This window comes from Bradyrhizobium sp. PMVTL-01 (genome assembly GCF_051861855.1).
In the GTDB taxonomy this organism is placed as follows: domain Bacteria; phylum Pseudomonadota; class Alphaproteobacteria; order Rhizobiales; family Xanthobacteraceae; genus Bradyrhizobium.
The window spans coordinates 4,377,389-4,393,034 of record NZ_CP193982.1 but is presented as its reverse complement, the minus strand read 5'-3'; the positions used below and the strand labels follow the sequence as shown (position 1 = coordinate 4,393,034).

The window sequence follows — 15,646 nt, the reverse complement described above, 5'->3', positions numbered from 1 at the left end:
TCCGCTTCCCTGCCACCTCAGCCCCTTTTGGTTTAGCCGCGATGCGCGTTGTCGCCGCCGTTCTGTTGCTCGTGTCCGCGCTTCATGCTGGGCTCTGGGGAGTCTTGCGCGACAGGGAACCCGCTCCCGATTTCAGGGGCCTGTTGCCCAGCGTCTCCTACGCGCCGTTCGAAGGCTCGGCCCATCCCGACATCGACAACATCCCGAGCGTGGAGAAAATCCGCGCCGACCTCAAGACGCTGTCGACCATGACGCGCGCGATCCGCCTCTACTCATCCACGGGCGGCGTGGAGCTGGTGCCGCCGATCGCGGCCGAGTTCGGCCTCAAGGTCACCGTCGGCGCCTGGATCGACAAGGACAAGGATCGCAACGAGCGCGAGATCAAGGCCGCGATCGAGCTCGCCCGCAAGAACAGCAACGTCGTCGGCGTCGTGGTCGGCAACGAGGTGATCTACCGCGGTGAGCAGAAGGTCGAAGACCTCATCGACATGATCAAGAAGGTCAAGGGCTCGGTCCGCGTGCCCGTCACGACCGGCGAGATCTGGAACATCTGGCGCGACAATCCCGACCTTGCCTCCAATGTCGATTTCATCGCCGCCCACGTGCTGCCCTACTGGGAAAACTTCCGCTCGGACCAGGCGGTCGACCAGGCCGTGGACCGCTACAACCTGCTGCGCAATCTGTTCCCCGGCAAGCGCATCGTGATCGCCGAGTTCGGCTGGCCGAGCCAGGGCTACAATTTGCGCAACGCCGACCCCGGTCCGTTCCAGCAGGCGCTGACCCTGCGCAACTTCGTCAGCCGCGCCGAAGCCATCGGCATGGAATACAACATCGTCGAGGCGATCGATCAGCCCTGGAAATTCTTCGAAGGCGGCGTCGGCCCGTATTGGGGCATCCTCAACGCCAGCCGCGAGCCGAAATTCGCCTGGACCGGCCCGGTGGAGAACCCCGACTATTGGAAGCTGATGGGACTCGCGCTGCTCGTCGGCATCCTGCTGTCGCTGCCGATCCTGCGGCTTGAGAAGCCGACCGCGAAGCAGGCCTTCCTGCTGTCGGCGACCGCCAATGGCGTCGGCGCCTGGGCCGCGACCGTGTTCGCGTTCTGGAACAGCCACTATTTCATCTTCGGCTCGGCCTTCGCGCTGACGCTCGGCATGATCCTGCTCGTTCCGCTGGTGCTGATCGCGATGGCGCGCATCGACGAGATCGCGGCGGTAGCCTTCGGCCGGCCGCCGCAGCGGCTGCTCGCCAGGGGCAAGCCGGTCGAGAACGTGCCGGAAAACTATTATCCGAAGGTCTCGATCCACATCCCCGCCTACTTCGAGCCGGTCGACATGCTCAAGCAGACGCTCGATGCGCTGTCGCGGCTGAACTATCCGAACTACGAATGCGTCGTCATCATCAACAACACGCCCGATCCCGCCTTCTGGCAGCCGATCCAGGACCATTGCCGCGCGCTCGGTGAACGCTTCAAGTTCATAAACGCCGAGAAGGTGCAGGGCTTCAAGGCCGGCGCGCTGCGCATCGCGATGGACCGCACCGCGGTCGATGCCGAGATCATCGGCATCCTCGACGCCGACTATGTCGTCGAGCCCGACTGGCTCAAGGACCTCGTGCCGGCTTTCGCCGACCCGCGCGTCGGCCTCGTGCAGGCGCCGCAGGAGCATCGCGACGGCGATCTGTCGATCATGCACTACATCATGAACGGCGAGTATGCCGGCTTCTTCGACATCGGCATGGTCCAGCGCAACGAGCTCAATGCCGTCATCGTGCACGGCACGATGTGCCTGATCCGCCGCGCCGCGATGGACATGGCCGGCGGCTGGTCGAGCGACACGATCTGCGAGGATTCCGATCTCGGCCTTGCGATCCAGGAGCTCGGCTGGGTCACGCACTACACCAACACCCGTTACGGCGCGGGCCTGTTGCCGGACACCTACGAGGCGTTCAAGAAGCAGCGCCATCGCTGGGCCTATGGCGGCCTGCAGATCGTGAAGAAGCACTGGCGCCGCTTCCTGCCCGGCGCGAGCCGGCTGACCTCCGACCAGAAGCGCGAATACGGCCTCGGCTGGCTGAACTGGCTGGGCGCCGAAAGCCTCGGCGTGGTCGTGGCGCTGCTCAACCTCGTCTGGGTGCCGATCGTCGCCTTTGCCGACATCGCCATTCCCGACAAGATCCTGACGCTGCCGATCATCGGCGCCTTCATCGTCTCGCTGGTGCACTTCCTGTCGATGTACCGCGCCCGCGTCGCGATCAAGCCGGGCCAGATGCTGGGCGCCATGATCGCAGCGATGAGCGTGCAATGGACGGTGTCGCGCGCGGTGGCGCAGGGCCTGATCACCGAGCACATCGCCTTCGCGCGCACCTCGAAGGGCGGCCTCAGCCGGATGTCGATCGAGTTCCAGGCGTTCTGGGAGGCCGTGATCGGCATCCTGCTCCTGGTCGGCGCCGGCGTGCTGGTCGCGTCCAACAGCTTCCGGCAGATCACCGAGATCTACATCTTCGCCGGCGTCCTGGTGCTGCAAAGCCTGCCGTTCCTCGCCGCGGTCGCGATCGCCATCCTCGAGCTCAGCCGCATCAACTCCTTCCAGTTCTGGCGCGACAGCGCGATCCGCACCGCCGAGCTGATCGGCCTGCGCCCGGTCGCCCTGCCGACCCCCGCCGGCACGCCGCAAGCAGTGCCGAACGAGGTCCGGCGCGAGGCGAATTGACGAGCCGAAGCTCGCCTGCGGCCATCCTTCGAGACGCCCGCCTGCGGCGGGCCGTCAGGATGGGGTGAAGCTTCCCAGCAGGCTATCAGACCCTCATGGTGAGGAGCCCGCCAAAGCGGGCGTCTCGAACCATGCAGGCCGAACCCTTCCGGGCCCCCCGGCAGTTCGGCGTGGATGGCGGCCCGCCAATCGGGTCGAAAATTCCGCCTCAAGCCGCGGGCGCCGCAAGCAAATCCCAGCTACTGCCGCCAGTTTCGGCAAACACCCCCGCTATTGACCTCCGCAGCCACTCCCCCTACACAGCGCGGGCCGAAAGCATGTTCCGGAAACGGCCGGTTTTCCCCGCAACGCGAGTTCAGCGTGGCGGCAAGACATGCTTCTCGAATGTCCGAAGACGATGGCGATCTCTTCATCGAGCCATCCGCGGCCATGGGAGCGCGTAGCTCAGCCGGTAGAGCACGTGACTTTTAATCACGGGGTCCTGGGTTCGAGCCCCAGCGCGCTCACTAAGAAACCTCATAAAATCAAGAGCTTATTCAAAGGAAGCGCCTCATTGTTTCGGTAATTCCGGATCGCGGGGCGCGTATGGGGCGCAAGTCCACTATCGTCGCCGCGAACAAGCACGCTGGCGATTGGGCAGATGTTGGCGGCGGTGGAACGCCAAAAGGTAAGCGGACCGGGCAGAGGTGGATCATCCTGGCGATGGTCAAGGAACGAGAGGCCGTGGTTAGGAAGACTGAAAAATGGTGGTGAGACGATATCAACAACCACAAGCCGCCCAAGCCGCCGTTCACGCTCGACCAGTTCAAGACCATCCTGATGTGCCTGCATCCGGATGGCGCTCGCACGCCCGAAAGACTGAGCGAGGCATTCAGCCTGTTCAACGGTAAGAAACGGTAGCTCACCGCAGCGAGACGGTGATTCAACCAACCGGGCGAGCGCCTTTGCATTAGCGCGGCAACGTGGGGAACTGCACGCATCGGTTGCCGAATCTTCGGCTCGCGCCCATTCAATAGCTTCGCTTTGGAGCAAGCAATCGAGTCTCATCCGATGACGGAAATGGTGGAAAAAAGCCCATTCGAGCTGAAGGAAATCGTTCTCGTTGTACCTGCAATCGCGAGTGCACTTGCCATAAGCTTCCAAGTCGGCAGGTTTATGCCGTTCGGCGGGTTCGCATACTTCACTCTTTCAGAGCACTTGCTTTCCGCGTTATCAGCGCTGCCCATCGCCATGGTCACGACCTTCTATCTCGGGACGGTATTCGCTATCGCTGATCAGTTCGTCGCATCGCCCGGCTTGCACCAGCCGGGACCACGCTTTTGCTCAAGGTCCTCCTGTCGTGGACGAAGAGCACGACCGGAGGATGAGAGTTGCGGATTCTTGTAGCCGAGGACGAAGACCTGATCCGTGATGTAGTCGTGGACATCCTGCAGACGCACGGGCACGAGGTTATGGAAGCGGATAGCGGCGAGCGCGCGCTACAGCTCTGCGCCGAGGCCGCACCCGATCTCCTCTTCACCGACATCAGGCTGGCGGGCGCATTGTCAGGATGGGATGTCGCCATTCAATGCCGCGAGGCACACCCACGCATCCCGGTCATCTACGCCACCGGCTACACCCACATTGCGCCGCGTCCGGTGTCGGGCAGTATCATGCTCCACAAGCCCTTCAGACTTGAACGCCTACTTGAGGCAATGAAGTCGCTGATTGGCAAGTAGCCGGGCCGACGCTTCGCCGTCTCGTCGGTGAAACCAACGGCGCGGCATCACGTATGCTTTTCATGAAGTTTTGCGCACAACATCCGCTGGGTTTGTGAAGTTCATCCAGATCCCCCCATCTTTGGCCATCGCGCTTGCCCATGCCGCGCTCCGGGCGAGCCATGCGCGGTCCGCAATCGGACCGAGTTGGGCAACCCCGACGACGTCCCCTGCCGGACGACCATATCGTTGACACGAAGCGCCGGACCTAAAACAACGGCCCCAGCTTGGCGGCGGGCTGGGGCCGTGGAACGCTCCGGACGCAGGGGGGCATGGGCCGGAGCAATACGCCAACCCACCGGATTGCCGATTGTTCCCGTTCCTCATACCAGGCCGCGCGGCCCTTGCCTTCGGCCTCACGCCTTGCACGCCTCCCTTTCGGCATCGACGAGACCGATGGTCCGTCCGAGTGTTTGGTTACGGTGAACCCTTGCGGCCTCGCTCCACGACGGCGCCCAACGCCGCGCCTCCTTGCCAAGGATGGTCTTCGGAAATGGTTCGTTAGCTCCTGTGTGCTTAGTCTAAACACGTGCCGCCTACCGCCGATGCGGCACATGGAATGGGAATGCCGGCCCCGGCTGTTTACCCCAATCCTGCGGCTGGGGCCGTTTGAACTTTCACAGCATCGTTCAACCCGGACCTACAACCATGTTTAGAGGCATTGCTATAGCGCTATTTGGAATGACCATTCTGTCACAGTTTGACAAGTTGGTTTTCTCTGGTCGCAATACCGACGCTGCACTCAAGTTAGCGCGGGAGATCAGTCGCGGGTTTGGCTTCTAGCCCTGGTCCGCAATACTTATGGACCTGAACTGATAGCGCGCTCGAGCAGCCTTGACACGCATCTGCCCAGCTGAGTGTCCGGGGAAGATATACCAGTTCAATCAGTATAAGCGCGGGGTTGCTGGGTTTCGGCAGTCTCGTTCGAGGCCAGGCAGCGTCGCGCTCGTTCGATCTGTGCGTCGGTAGCGCCGTGACTACGGGCGTACATCTCAGCCACTGTCGCCGAATATTTGGCGACATAGTATCGGACCTCACCGCAAGAGATGCGCCCCGTAGGTCTGTGCTGCCGCGAAGCGAAGGCTTCCGATCCTAGGGCAGTTAGCAACAACGCAACAGTGACCCCAGCCCGTACGATCATCCTCGCCGTCTCCCAACATTCTGTTTGGCTTGTAGAAAGAACAGGCCTGAATCGCGCAGGCGACGCAAATTAACAATCATGCACTGCTGCAAAGTGCTGTGATACTGTTGCTCCAATGCCGCGATGCTGGACATCCCTAAAGCGATCGGATGCGAGCTTCCAACGATGTCGAGGCAGCAAATTCGATTGTCGCCTTGGAACGGCCAGCCTAACTATGACTGCCGACGAACGCTCCTTCTACGGGTCGCCTTAGGAATACGGCTAGCTCTAGTCATCCTCCTCGCCTGAGCGGCTTGCAGGGTACGCGTCCGGCGTAGGCCGCAGGCTAGTGGATCACTCCCGTTGCCAGCGCGTGAGCAGCTTGGGGTTTTCTTTGTAGAACCTGACGAGCTCGATCAGGTTTTCCATTCCACGCCCAGACGAAGACCTCAGATCGTTGCGAGACCCGGCACGCGCGGAGACCTTCCACGCGCAGGACTATCAAATCTGGCCTGCCCGAGCTTCGAGCCCCGGCCGGTTTGGTGCTGGCTGGGCCGTGCCACTCATACGTGCCTATGCAGCCCCCAAAACGCTATGAGGAGAAGGGCCATGGCTCCGATCACGAGCAGAATGAGAATGGCTTCCAGCATGACGAATCAAGCTCCGCCCCGAGCCAGAGGCTACACCCGAGCAGAAAATTGTTAAGGCGGAGCTGGCGTATCCGAACAGTTTCGAGGGGGCGCCGGCGCGCGCCGTCCATATTCTCGGAATGCCACCCCATTGCGCTCACCGCCGCGCCGGCGTTGATTAACAAGCCAGCTCCGGCGTATGGACCACTCTCGACAATCGTGTTGGTGAAGGTGATCGCCGCGGCCCCCGTAAGTCACCGCGACAGCCTTGGGTCTGCGGTGAGATCGAGTTTGTCGTACAAAAGAGCCCATCGGAAACGAAATTCGCGGCCCCACCGTATCGGCGTCGGCGAACACCCTACGCCATTACGCAATTAAACGTATTGAACCACCATCCCCTCCGGCCCCATCCATCGCCGTCGCGGCGCAATAGGAACCTTTCCGGACGCCGGGAATCTTACAGTCGCAATCGGTCCTTTTTTGCTCGTGGATCGAACGATGGACAAAGCCGTTGCCTATGCCATCTCAGCGCTCCTCGTGGGCTTCGGTGCCTCGATACTGATCGCTGGCCTTTCCTCTGGCTCGCCCGTCCTTTGGACCGTGGTGGCGCTGGTCCCGATCACGATCGGACTCGTAAGCGCTTTTGGTCCGGCGTGAGTCATGGGGAAAATCGGCGATGGGTCAGTGCGCCTGCATTTTCCGAATCGACATTCCGTGGTCGCTCCGCTCATGCGTCGCGTTCAGGGGTGTAGGCGTGAGCCAGTTTCTATCGATGCTGCTGCTAGTGGCCGCCGTCGTTCTCACCGTCTGCTTCGGGGTGGCGGCCTGGCGCGTCTCTGACGAGAAGGATCTCGACGTCACCGGCCAGATCGCGCGCCAGTCCTATGGATGGAAGGCGCTTCCGACCCGGTAACCCTTGCGCTCGCCCTCGGCGGTCACTCGGCTGCCAGAGGGGCCTTACGTTCCAGCGCCTTTGTGTCGCTCCAGCATCGCCAGCTCGACCTGTTCCGCGAGCACGGTCAGATGATTGGCCAGCCGCTCAAACAGCTCGCGCTTGGCTCTGTCGGTCGCAAGATCGCGGATCAGTGCGCACTCGGCCGCGTCCGTGCGCAACTTCTCCAGCTGAGCCTGGTAGTCTTTCATCGCTCACTGCCCGACTGCTACTTTTTCCCGAATAGTTCGACAGGGGAGCTGCAGAGTCAATCCAGCTTGCGGAGGAGGACCTGCCCTCCCCCAAAACGGCGCGAGACAACACGCAAGAAAGGTGTAGGATTCCAGAAAACAGGAGGGAGCGGCATGTTTGAAATCACCGGTTTCGACACGGCAGGCGTCGTCAGCCTCAAGCGGCTGTCACTTGCGGCCGCCCTCAAGAAGGCCAGAGAGCTTGTCGAGGACGGGTGCTGGGACGTTCAGATCGTGGATCCGACCGGCCGGGTCTACACCTCGTTCGAGGAGCAGGCTGCCTAGCCACTCCGCCTTCGCTCTTCGGAAATCGGTCCCATCGGATTGCTGGCGTGGCCTGACAACCCAACCGATTACAGTCGCCTTCAGCTTTCCGGCGCCGGCGCCGCAGTCGGCATGCTCAGCGGAGCTCCGCCAATCGACACCGGCCCGAGGGGCTTCGATTCCCGAGCCAGCCGTTTGCGCATCGCTGCGGACAGTCCATAGCGCGCATTCGCGCGTCGAATGGAGGATGTGACGTCCGACATCATCGTATTTTGCAGCGCGTCGACCTTCGCGATCAGCGTGGAGAGCTGCGAAGATATCTTCCTCACATCGACCCGTTCGTCCGTGATGCTCTGTCGCAGGGACAGCAGCACCATCGAATCCTGCTGCAGCAGGGCTGCATTTTGTTGCAAGGCCTGGTTGTTCTCCTGCAGCGAAGCCGTGTGTTGCTGCTGGGCCGACTGGATATCCTTCAAGGCGGCGACCACCGGATCCGGTTTTGCTGCGGACGATTCCGGACGCGGCAACAGTTCGGCCAACTTGCGGACATTCAGCGACGGAAGCTCGGACGGCCATGTATAGATGGCCGCCGAACCGTTGATGGCGAGTGCGCACACCGAGAGCGCCAGCACCGATTTCCGGCTGGACCGCCTGGTCGGCACCGGAGCTTCGAGAGCTGCGGGTTCGGGGACTGCTGCGGCGGCTGCAAGGGCTGCGGGATCGAGCTGTTCGACAAAGCCTTGCGCTTCGGACGTCCTGGTCATCTGCATTGACCTCGTGAGCGAGCAAAAGGAAGCCGTCGCCGGAACGTCGTCGTGACGCATCCTTTACGCAGCACCCATACACCTGCCTAGAATTGTAAGCTTTTTGGATTAATTCCACGTTAGCGGGCCGGCCGGCGACCCCCGCCGAATACGGGTCCATGCGACGGGATGACCGAGATAGCTGGGGGCTAAGCCGACAATGGGTGTCGCCGCGGCCGACCGAACCGGCTCCGCACGAAGCAGCCTTCGCCGCGGCCGATTTTCCGAAGGTGACAGAATGCCACTGTTTTGCCCGACGGGTCAACCGGCAGCGGGCCGGAAGTATGGCGTCGAACGATGCGACGTGCCGGAGAGAGGTTGAACCTGATGATGGGCCCGGGCCAGCCTTTCCGCCGGCTGCAGAACACATTGCGCCAGCAGCCCTTGGCTACTGTGCATGGGGTTGTTTTCAGATTTCAGGCGCCCTACCCCTCGTCCAGCGCCTCGAACAACTCCTCCACCCGATCGAAAGGCGCATCGCGCATCGGGCTGTGATAGACGACGCGGTCGCCGTCGCGCTGGAGCGACTTCCCTCTCGACTTCCGCAACCGCCCGGGCAGGAACGTTGCCGCCACCGCACCGGGGCCGACGTCGAGACGGATGATGCCGCGCCGCTTGCACTCGATCCTGAGCATGGCCGCGGCGAAGAAGTCGCGGGCGACCTTCGGCAAGGGACCGAAGCGGCGGGAGGTTTCCTCCTCGAGATCCTCGAGATCGTCCTCGTTGCTGCACCGTGCGGCGCGCGCATAGAGCTCGAGCCGCACGGGCTCGGACTGCACATAGGCCTCGGGGAGCATGTCGCCGACCGGCAGGTTGAGGTCGGGCACCCACACCGCGGCACGCTCCTCGTCGACCTTCTCCGAGGCCATTTTCAGCAGGTGGCTGTAGAGCACGGGCCCGAACACCTGGACATGGCCGGATTGCTGCTCCGAGAACAGATCGCCCGCGCCCCGCAGATCCAGGTCGCGCTCGCTGATGGCAAAGCCGGCGCCCGGCCGGCTGAACTCCTCGAGCACGGCCAGCCGCTTCTCGGACTGCCCTGACTCCGTCTCGGTCAGGAGATGGGCGAAGGCGCGGATGCCGCCGCGGCCGACCCGTCCGCGCAGCTGGTGCAGCTGGGCGAGGCCGAACTTCTCGGGCCAGCACACCACAATGGTGTTGGCGCGGGGAATGTCGAGGCCGCTCTCGACGATGTTGGTTGCGAGCAGGACGTCGGCCCTGCCCTCGACGAAGCTCATCATGCGATCGTCGATCTCGTCGGCCGCCAGTCTGCCGTGCAGGCAGACGATGCGGAGGTCCGGTGCCACCGCCTGCACCCGGGCCAGCATCGGATCGAGATCCTGGATGCGCGGGCAGATCAGGAAGCTCTGGCCGTGGCGGCGCTGCTCGCGCAGCAGCGCGGAGGCGATGGCGGCATCCGACAAGGGCGCGATCCTGGTCGCGACCGGAAGCCGGTGCACCGGCGGCGAGGCGATCACGCTGAGGTCGCGGAAGCCGGCAAGTCCGGCAGCAAGCGTCCGCGGAATCGGCGTTGCGCTCATCATGAGCACATGGACGTTCTTGGCGAGGCCGGCGAGCTTTGCCTTCTCGGCCGCGCCGAAATGCTGCTCCTCGTCGATGATGACGAGGCCGAGATCGTCGAACTTCACGTCCTTGGCGGTGAGCGCCTGCGTGCCGACCACGACCTTGATCCGGCCGCTGCGCAGCCCCTCTCTCGTCTCGCGCAGCTCCGCGCCAGAGGTAGCCCGCGACAAATTCCCGACCTCGATGCCGAACGGGGCAAAGCGTTTCCGGAACGTTGCGACATGCTGCCGGGCCAGCACCGTCGTCGGCACCGCGATCGCCGACTGCTTGCCGGACAGCACCACGGCGGCCGCCGCGCGCAGCGCGACTTCCGTCTTGCCGAAGCCGACGTCGCCGCAGACCACCCGGTCCATCGGATGGCCGGAGGCAAGATCATCCAGCACGTCGTGGATCGCCTTGGCCTGGTCGGTCGTCGTGAAATAGGGAAACCGCGCGACGAACTTCTCGTAGGCAGATCCCGGCGGCACCAGCTTTTCCGCGCGCCGCCGGCGGCGCTGGCTGATGTGCTTGGCCAGCACCTTGCCGGCGATCTGGATCTCGCGCTCGGCCTCGCTGCGCCGTGCCCACCATGTGCTGCCGTCCGCCTTGTCGAGCGCCAGCTTGCCGAGCTCGGCGGCGTAAGGCCACATCAAGGCGAGATCCGTCGGCGGCACCAGAACCGCATTGTCGCCTGCGAACTTGAGGCGGATCATCTCCCGCATGGCGCCGCCGCCGGTGTTGACGGTCTGCAGGCCGTCGAGCACGGCAAGGCCGCGCTGGAGATGGACCACCACCGTGCCCTGCTCCGGCACATCGGCGTGGTCGAAGGCCGCGCTCCAGGCGCGCGCCATCGGCTGCGCATGATGCGCCCGGCTGCCGAGCACGTCGGATGCCGTCACGACGACGAGAGGCTTTCGCCCCGGCACGACGAAGCCCGCATCGAGATCGGCCAGAAGCGCCGCCTCGCCGCTTCCCCCGCGCGCCGCCTCGTCCCAATCCTCGCAGCGCTGCGCCTTGACGCCGCTCATCCGCTCCATGACGCGCAGATCGTCCTCCTGCGCAGCGACGAGGATCAGTCGCGAACCGGCCCGCCGCGTCTCCTCGACGAAAGCCCGCAGCGCCTTCCTTGCGGAGGTCAGCTTCGAGAATTCGGGCACGGCCGGGAACGATGCGGTCCGCGGCAACACCTTCATGCCCCTGGAGAGCTGCTTCCAGTCGCGGCGTCCGAGATATTCGCGCTCCCGCTCCGCGCGCGGCGCAGCCTCCTCGATCGTATCAAGCCAGCCATCGGCATGCGCCGGGACCCCTGCATCGGCGATCCATTTGGCGCGTCCGCAGTAGTCGAACAGGCTGCCGCGCTTGCCGCCCTTGCCGGCAAAGCCAAGCCGCTCCGACATCGGATCGACCACGAGCTCCTTCGTCTCGAAGATGATGTCGTGCTCTTTCGGATCAAACGCCACGATCCGGTCGATCACGCGATCCGAATGTTCAACGCGGAACGGACCGAGCGCGCCTGCGGGAAATATCTCGAAGGTCTGTCCGTGAAACAGCGCCCCGCCTGGATAGTCCGGCTCGTCGTCGAGATCGTATCCGAGGGCTTCGAGACGGCTCTCGAGGTCCTGCTCGGAAAATGCGCCACCCACCTTCAAGCTGACGCTGAGGCGCAAGAGGCTCGGGGGCGGCGGCAGGCGCTCCATCACCGCTTCCGCGGTCGAGACGAGAAACAGCGGCTTCCTGGATCTTGCGAGGCGCCGCAGCACCGAGGCTCGGCGCCCCGCGAGTTCATGCGAGGGCTCGAGCTGATCGAACGGCAAGGTGTTCAGCCGTGGAAACACCAGCACCTCGCAGGATGGATCGAGCGCGTGAATGACGCTGCCCAGCCGCTCCGCCCTGCTCTCGTTCTCGGCGAGAAACACGATGCCGCTGGGTCCGGACTGCTTCCATTGCGAGAGCAGATGAAGCGCCATCGAACCGAGCGGCGACGAGGACGAGATCGTGGCGCGCTGCGCCCCTTCGCTCTTCCTTGGCGACGCCTTGGTCTTGAGCGATGCTTTGGCTTTGAGCGATGTCCTGGACTTGGGCGATATCCCGGTCTTTGGCGATGCCCTCTTTAGCGATGCCTTGGCCGCCCGCGCCTTCTTTGCAAGCCTCACGTGAATCCGTTTCTGGTCGTAAACCGCCGCCAACTGTACGCGCGCCGCCCGCGTTTCGATTCGGCGACGCGCCGCCATGCATATGGGATTTGCCCGGCGAACGCACGCCTCGCGGCAACGTTCCGTGCATGGAAAGAAGGGAACCGGGACCCCCTCCGCACCTTACAACGCGGCGTCGATCGTGTCTCACTTGAACAACGGCCGATGCGATCGAAGATCGCATCGCCAATACGAAAAACCCCGGCGCTTGGACGCCGGGGCGTTTCGTTGGAAAATGATTTGGTCAGGCAATGACGCTTTCATAGCAGCGAATTGGTGGAGCGCCCGTGAACTGGTTCACACGCCCTGTCAGCGCTGCCGCGGCGGAACGGGGTACCGCGCGGCTCCGGTTTGAGCGTTGGCACGCCGCGCGCCAGCATGCCTTTTTTTAAGGAGGCCCATTTGAGACCATTCATTTTCATCGCCGCCATCGTGCTGCTTGTGGCCACACCCGCCGGCTCGCAGGCGCTGGTCGATCCCAGCAAGGTCGCCCCCGAATTCCGCGAAGCCGCCGAGAAGCGCCGTGCCGAGCAGATCCGGCAGCGCGAATGCGCACTCAAGGCGGATCTCGAGAAGGTGCTGCCGAGAGATCGCACCGCATTTCTCAATCAGTGCCTGGAGACGATGGCGGCCAAGCAATAGCCTCGCCGCGCGCGTGACGCGAGCATCGCCGACATGCTCGCGCCCGCTGCATCGGCTTTGCGGCAAGCTGGTGGTGAATGCGCAAAAGCCCTTCAGGCTTTCTTCAGACATTTGCGATCAGCTGATGGTCCATTTCCATCAGTCATTGTCGGTCGCGCATGAGTTTCGTCCAGATTCAGTGCACGCGCTGCAAGGTCATGTTCCGCGATCGCGCCATGCGGTTGCAGGACGGCTATTCCCGGCAATGTCCGAGTTGCGAGGTGGTGCTGTATTTCGCCGAGGATTCGCAACACCCTTTCATCAAGCGTGCGATGCGCAGTGCGCGCAAGGCACGCAAGGAGCTGCGCGAGGCCGAGGCGGTAAGGCGCGCCGCGCCGGAGCCGCGCATGGCCCGATCATTCGCCGGGCGGGTGCGAGCGGCGGGACGAGAGGACTAGCTGCGCCGCCGCTTCCTCGGAAACAGGCGATCGCGGATGTAGCGCGAGGTCGGCGTAAGGCGGATGCCGCGCGGCTTCTGCCAGGCGGCGCGGTCGATCTCCTTCTTGTCGCCGATTGCCAGCCTGCCCTTGGCGCCCTTGGCGATGAAGATCGCGTCGCTCATCTTCCGGCCGGAGCGCTTGTTCCTGGCCTTCACTTCCTTCCACAGGCTGATCCGGCCGAGCTTCAGCTTGGGCAGCTCCTCCTTGATCTCCCGCCGCAGGCAGTCCTTCTGGGACTCGCGCGCGCGTTTGCGGCCGCCCGGGAACATCCACAGTCCGTCCGACCGGCGTCTGACCAACAATACCTTGCCGCGCTTGGCGGCAACCAGCTTGGAAGACTTCGCCATTGCTGTCGCAATCGAGAATAGAATCGTCCGCGATCGTAACTTGTCTAATTGCATAGACAAGTTCGGGGCGCCTCTTGATCACAGGCTGCGAGATCACCCGTCGCCGGCGCCCGCTGCTGTGTCCTCCGTCCTGATCCAGGCCATCATCATCTCCCAAGCCACCGACAGGATGATCGGCCCGATGAACAGGCCGACGATGCCATGGGCAAGCGTGCCGCCGATCACGCCGACGAAGATGACGATGGTCGGCGTGGTCAGGCCGCGCCCCATCACCAGCGGCTTCAGCATGGTGTCGATGAAGCCGACCAGGACCAGAAACACCGTCAGCACCAACGCCGTGGTGACGTCCTTGGCGGTCCAGATCCAGATGATGACAGGCAGCAGCACGAGGAAGGCGCCGATCTGCACGATCGAGAGCAGCAGCACGATGAAGGCGAGCAGACCCGCGCTCGGCACGGCCGCAAGCTTGAAGCCGATGCCGGCCAGCAGCGCCTGCACGATCGCAACGCCGATCACGCCTTGCGCCACGGCGCGGATCGTCGCACCGGCGAGCGACAGGAAATGCTCGCTCTGCTCGGGCACGATGCGAAACAGGAAACCGCGGCCGGCCGCCACCAGCCGCGGCCCATGCGGGAACAGGAAGCCGGCCACGAATACCGAGACCAGAAACTGGAGCGTACCGACGCCGGCATCGCCCGCCAGCGACAGCAGCGGCCCCGCCAGCGGCTGAAGATACGGCGCCACTTCGCGCAGCACTGCGCGGATGTTGGTGTAGGCCTGGTCCCAGAGCTCATAGAGCCAGGGGCCGACCAGCGGCCACGATTTGAGCTGCTCCGGCGCCGACTGCAGCGCGAGGTCGCCGGTGCCGAGCTGGTGCGCGAGCTCGCGCACGCCGTCCACCGCGCTGATGCCAAGCCAGGTCGCCGGGCCGATGACGATACCGAGCGTGATGAGGGTGAGGATCGCCGCCGCAGTCTTGGGACGTCCCCCGAGGACTTTGGCGACCCAGCTGAAGGCCGGATAGAACGCAACCGCAAGCACCCCGCTCCAGGCCAGGATCGGCACGAACGGCCGGATGATCAGAAAGGTCCAGATGATCAGCAGGGCAAGCAAGCCAAGCCGGATCACGAGCTGGATGATGTCCTCTCCCGTGAGGAGCTGACGGAGGCTTTTCACGGGCACGACCTTCCTTGCGGCATCGACGCGGGTTCCGGCACTTGCACCGGCCGTTATTGCCAGCCCCGGGCCGGGCGTCAAGACGACCGCCGTTCGCTTCGGACCCGCCGACCGCCGGATCAGGAACGCATCGGCCGAAAAGCATTCCGTGACAACGCCGAGCCGCGCTCGAGCGCCCGATCAGCATGCGGGAATTCACCGCGGCGGCCGCTTTTCGATCAAGCCAAACGGCACTCCCGGCTATTGGGGCCATGCCTACGCTATCGATGACAAGGTCCGCACCGGCCGGGTGCAAAGCAGGCTGCCGTTGCTCGCCATCCGGCGCGTCCATCGACCGCGACATGCGGCCGGGTCGGACCGAGCAGTGACATCGGCGCGGTTTGGCTAACGGCGATTAACCGGATTTCCCCTGACAGGTTTACGCCGATGCAAACGCCCGTCTCTACCCTGCAGCGAGGTCCCAGGAAACATTCTGTGCAATGGCCAACAGCATCTGGACGATCGAAGAATTCACCTGCACCGGTTGCAGCATGAACTACACCGCGACAAGGGAAGAACATGCCGAAGCGCATGTCGGCAACTTCAAGTGCAACATCTGCAGCAGCGTGGTGCACAGCTGGTCCGGCAAGCATCACTTCTTCGGCTGGCAGGCGGTGAAGACGAAGCCGCCGGTGTTCGGACGCCGCTGGGCGGGCGTGGAGTGGTAGGCTGAAGACGGCCATTGCGGTCTGCACGAACGATGGCTTCTGCTGGTCTGCGGAGCAAGCTACAATTGCCTCCC

The 15,646-nt window shown here is 63.7% G+C and carries 14 protein-coding genes and 1 tRNA gene; 9 read left to right on the top strand and 6 right to left on the bottom strand.

Annotated elements, in window-relative coordinates:
• Positions 1-41: 41 nt before the first annotated feature.
• Positions 42-2,711: a glycosyltransferase gene (locus ACRQ5Q_RS21195; RefSeq protein WP_439368157.1), complete on the top strand. Its 2,670-nt coding sequence runs from the start codon at positions 42-44 to the stop codon at positions 2,709-2,711.
• A gap of 433 nt (positions 2,712-3,144) precedes the next feature.
• A tRNA-Lys gene (locus ACRQ5Q_RS21190) sits at positions 3,145-3,217 on the top strand.
• Positions 3,218-3,227: 10 nt separating this feature from the next.
• Here the strand turns inward: ACRQ5Q_RS21190 and ACRQ5Q_RS21185 are convergent.
• The gene (locus tag ACRQ5Q_RS21185) at positions 3,228-3,854 is read right to left on the bottom strand and encodes a hypothetical protein (RefSeq protein ID WP_439392219.1); all 627 of its coding nucleotides are present in this window, start codon (positions 3,852-3,854) and stop codon (positions 3,228-3,230) included.
• Positions 3,855-4,081: 227 nt separating this feature from the next.
• On the opposite strand from ACRQ5Q_RS21185, the gene ACRQ5Q_RS21180 reads away from it, so the two are divergent.
• From ACRQ5Q_RS21180 to ACRQ5Q_RS21170, 3 genes are all read left to right on the top strand, one after another.
• Positions 4,082-4,429 (top strand): response regulator, encoded by a 348-nt coding sequence (locus tag ACRQ5Q_RS21180; RefSeq protein WP_439368158.1) that lies wholly within the window; start codon positions 4,082-4,084, stop codon positions 4,427-4,429.
• Positions 4,430-6,715: 2,286 nt separating this feature from the next.
• Positions 6,716-6,874, top strand: coding sequence for a hypothetical protein (locus ACRQ5Q_RS21175; RefSeq protein ID WP_439368159.1), 159 nt, complete (start codon positions 6,716-6,718; stop codon positions 6,872-6,874).
• A gap of 97 nt (positions 6,875-6,971) precedes the next feature.
• A complete protein-coding gene (locus ACRQ5Q_RS21170) occupies positions 6,972-7,130 on the top strand; it encodes a hypothetical protein (protein WP_439368160.1) in 159 nt (52 codons plus the stop codon).
• A gap of 44 nt (positions 7,131-7,174) precedes the next feature.
• Here ACRQ5Q_RS21170 and ACRQ5Q_RS21165 read toward each other — a convergent pair whose 3' ends face one another.
• Positions 7,175-7,360, bottom strand: a complete 186-nt coding sequence (locus ACRQ5Q_RS21165; protein ID WP_439368161.1) for a hypothetical protein — start codon at positions 7,358-7,360, stop codon at positions 7,175-7,177.
• A gap of 153 nt (positions 7,361-7,513) precedes the next feature.
• Here ACRQ5Q_RS21165 and ACRQ5Q_RS21160 point away from each other — a divergent pair, with 153 nt between their 5' ends.
• Complete coding sequence (locus ACRQ5Q_RS21160) at positions 7,514-7,684, top strand: hypothetical protein (protein ID WP_439368162.1); 171 nt, start codon at positions 7,514-7,516, stop codon at positions 7,682-7,684.
• 80 nt (positions 7,685-7,764) lie between these two features.
• Here the strand turns inward: ACRQ5Q_RS21160 and ACRQ5Q_RS21155 are convergent, their stop codons facing one another.
• A complete protein-coding gene (locus ACRQ5Q_RS21155) occupies positions 7,765-8,433 on the bottom strand; it encodes a hypothetical protein (RefSeq protein WP_439375608.1) in 669 nt (222 codons plus the stop codon).
• 458 nt (positions 8,434-8,891) lie between these two features.
• The gene (locus ACRQ5Q_RS21150; protein WP_439399846.1) at positions 8,892-11,996 is read right to left on the bottom strand and encodes a DEAD/DEAH box helicase; all 3,105 of its coding nucleotides are present in this window, start codon (positions 11,994-11,996) and stop codon (positions 8,892-8,894) included.
• 627 nt (positions 11,997-12,623) lie between these two features.
• On the opposite strand from ACRQ5Q_RS21150, the gene ACRQ5Q_RS21145 reads away from it, so the two are divergent.
• Both ACRQ5Q_RS21145 and ACRQ5Q_RS21140 read left to right on the top strand, forming a co-directional pair.
• Positions 12,624-12,863, top strand: a complete 240-nt coding sequence (locus tag ACRQ5Q_RS21145) for a hypothetical protein (protein ID WP_439392218.1) — start codon at positions 12,624-12,626, stop codon at positions 12,861-12,863.
• A gap of 197 nt (positions 12,864-13,060) precedes the next feature.
• A complete protein-coding gene (locus tag ACRQ5Q_RS21140) occupies positions 13,061-13,300 on the top strand; it encodes a hypothetical protein (RefSeq protein WP_439392217.1) in 240 nt (79 codons plus the stop codon).
• On the opposite strand, the gene ACRQ5Q_RS21135 is transcribed toward ACRQ5Q_RS21140, so the two are convergent.
• The gene (locus tag ACRQ5Q_RS21135) at positions 13,297-13,689 is read right to left on the bottom strand and encodes an NUDIX hydrolase (RefSeq protein ID WP_439368165.1); all 393 of its coding nucleotides are present in this window, start codon (positions 13,687-13,689) and stop codon (positions 13,297-13,299) included. The genes ACRQ5Q_RS21140 and ACRQ5Q_RS21135 overlap by 4 nt on opposite strands.
• A 93-nt stretch (positions 13,690-13,782) precedes the next feature.
• A complete protein-coding gene (locus tag ACRQ5Q_RS21130) occupies positions 13,783-14,871 on the bottom strand; it encodes an AI-2E family transporter (protein ID WP_439392216.1) in 1,089 nt (362 codons plus the stop codon).
• 473 nt (positions 14,872-15,344) lie between these two features.
• Between ACRQ5Q_RS21130 and ACRQ5Q_RS21125 the strand changes: the two genes are divergently transcribed.
• A complete protein-coding gene (locus ACRQ5Q_RS21125; RefSeq protein WP_439368167.1) occupies positions 15,345-15,572 on the top strand; it encodes a hypothetical protein in 228 nt (75 codons plus the stop codon).
• Positions 15,573-15,646: the final 74 nt, after the last annotated feature.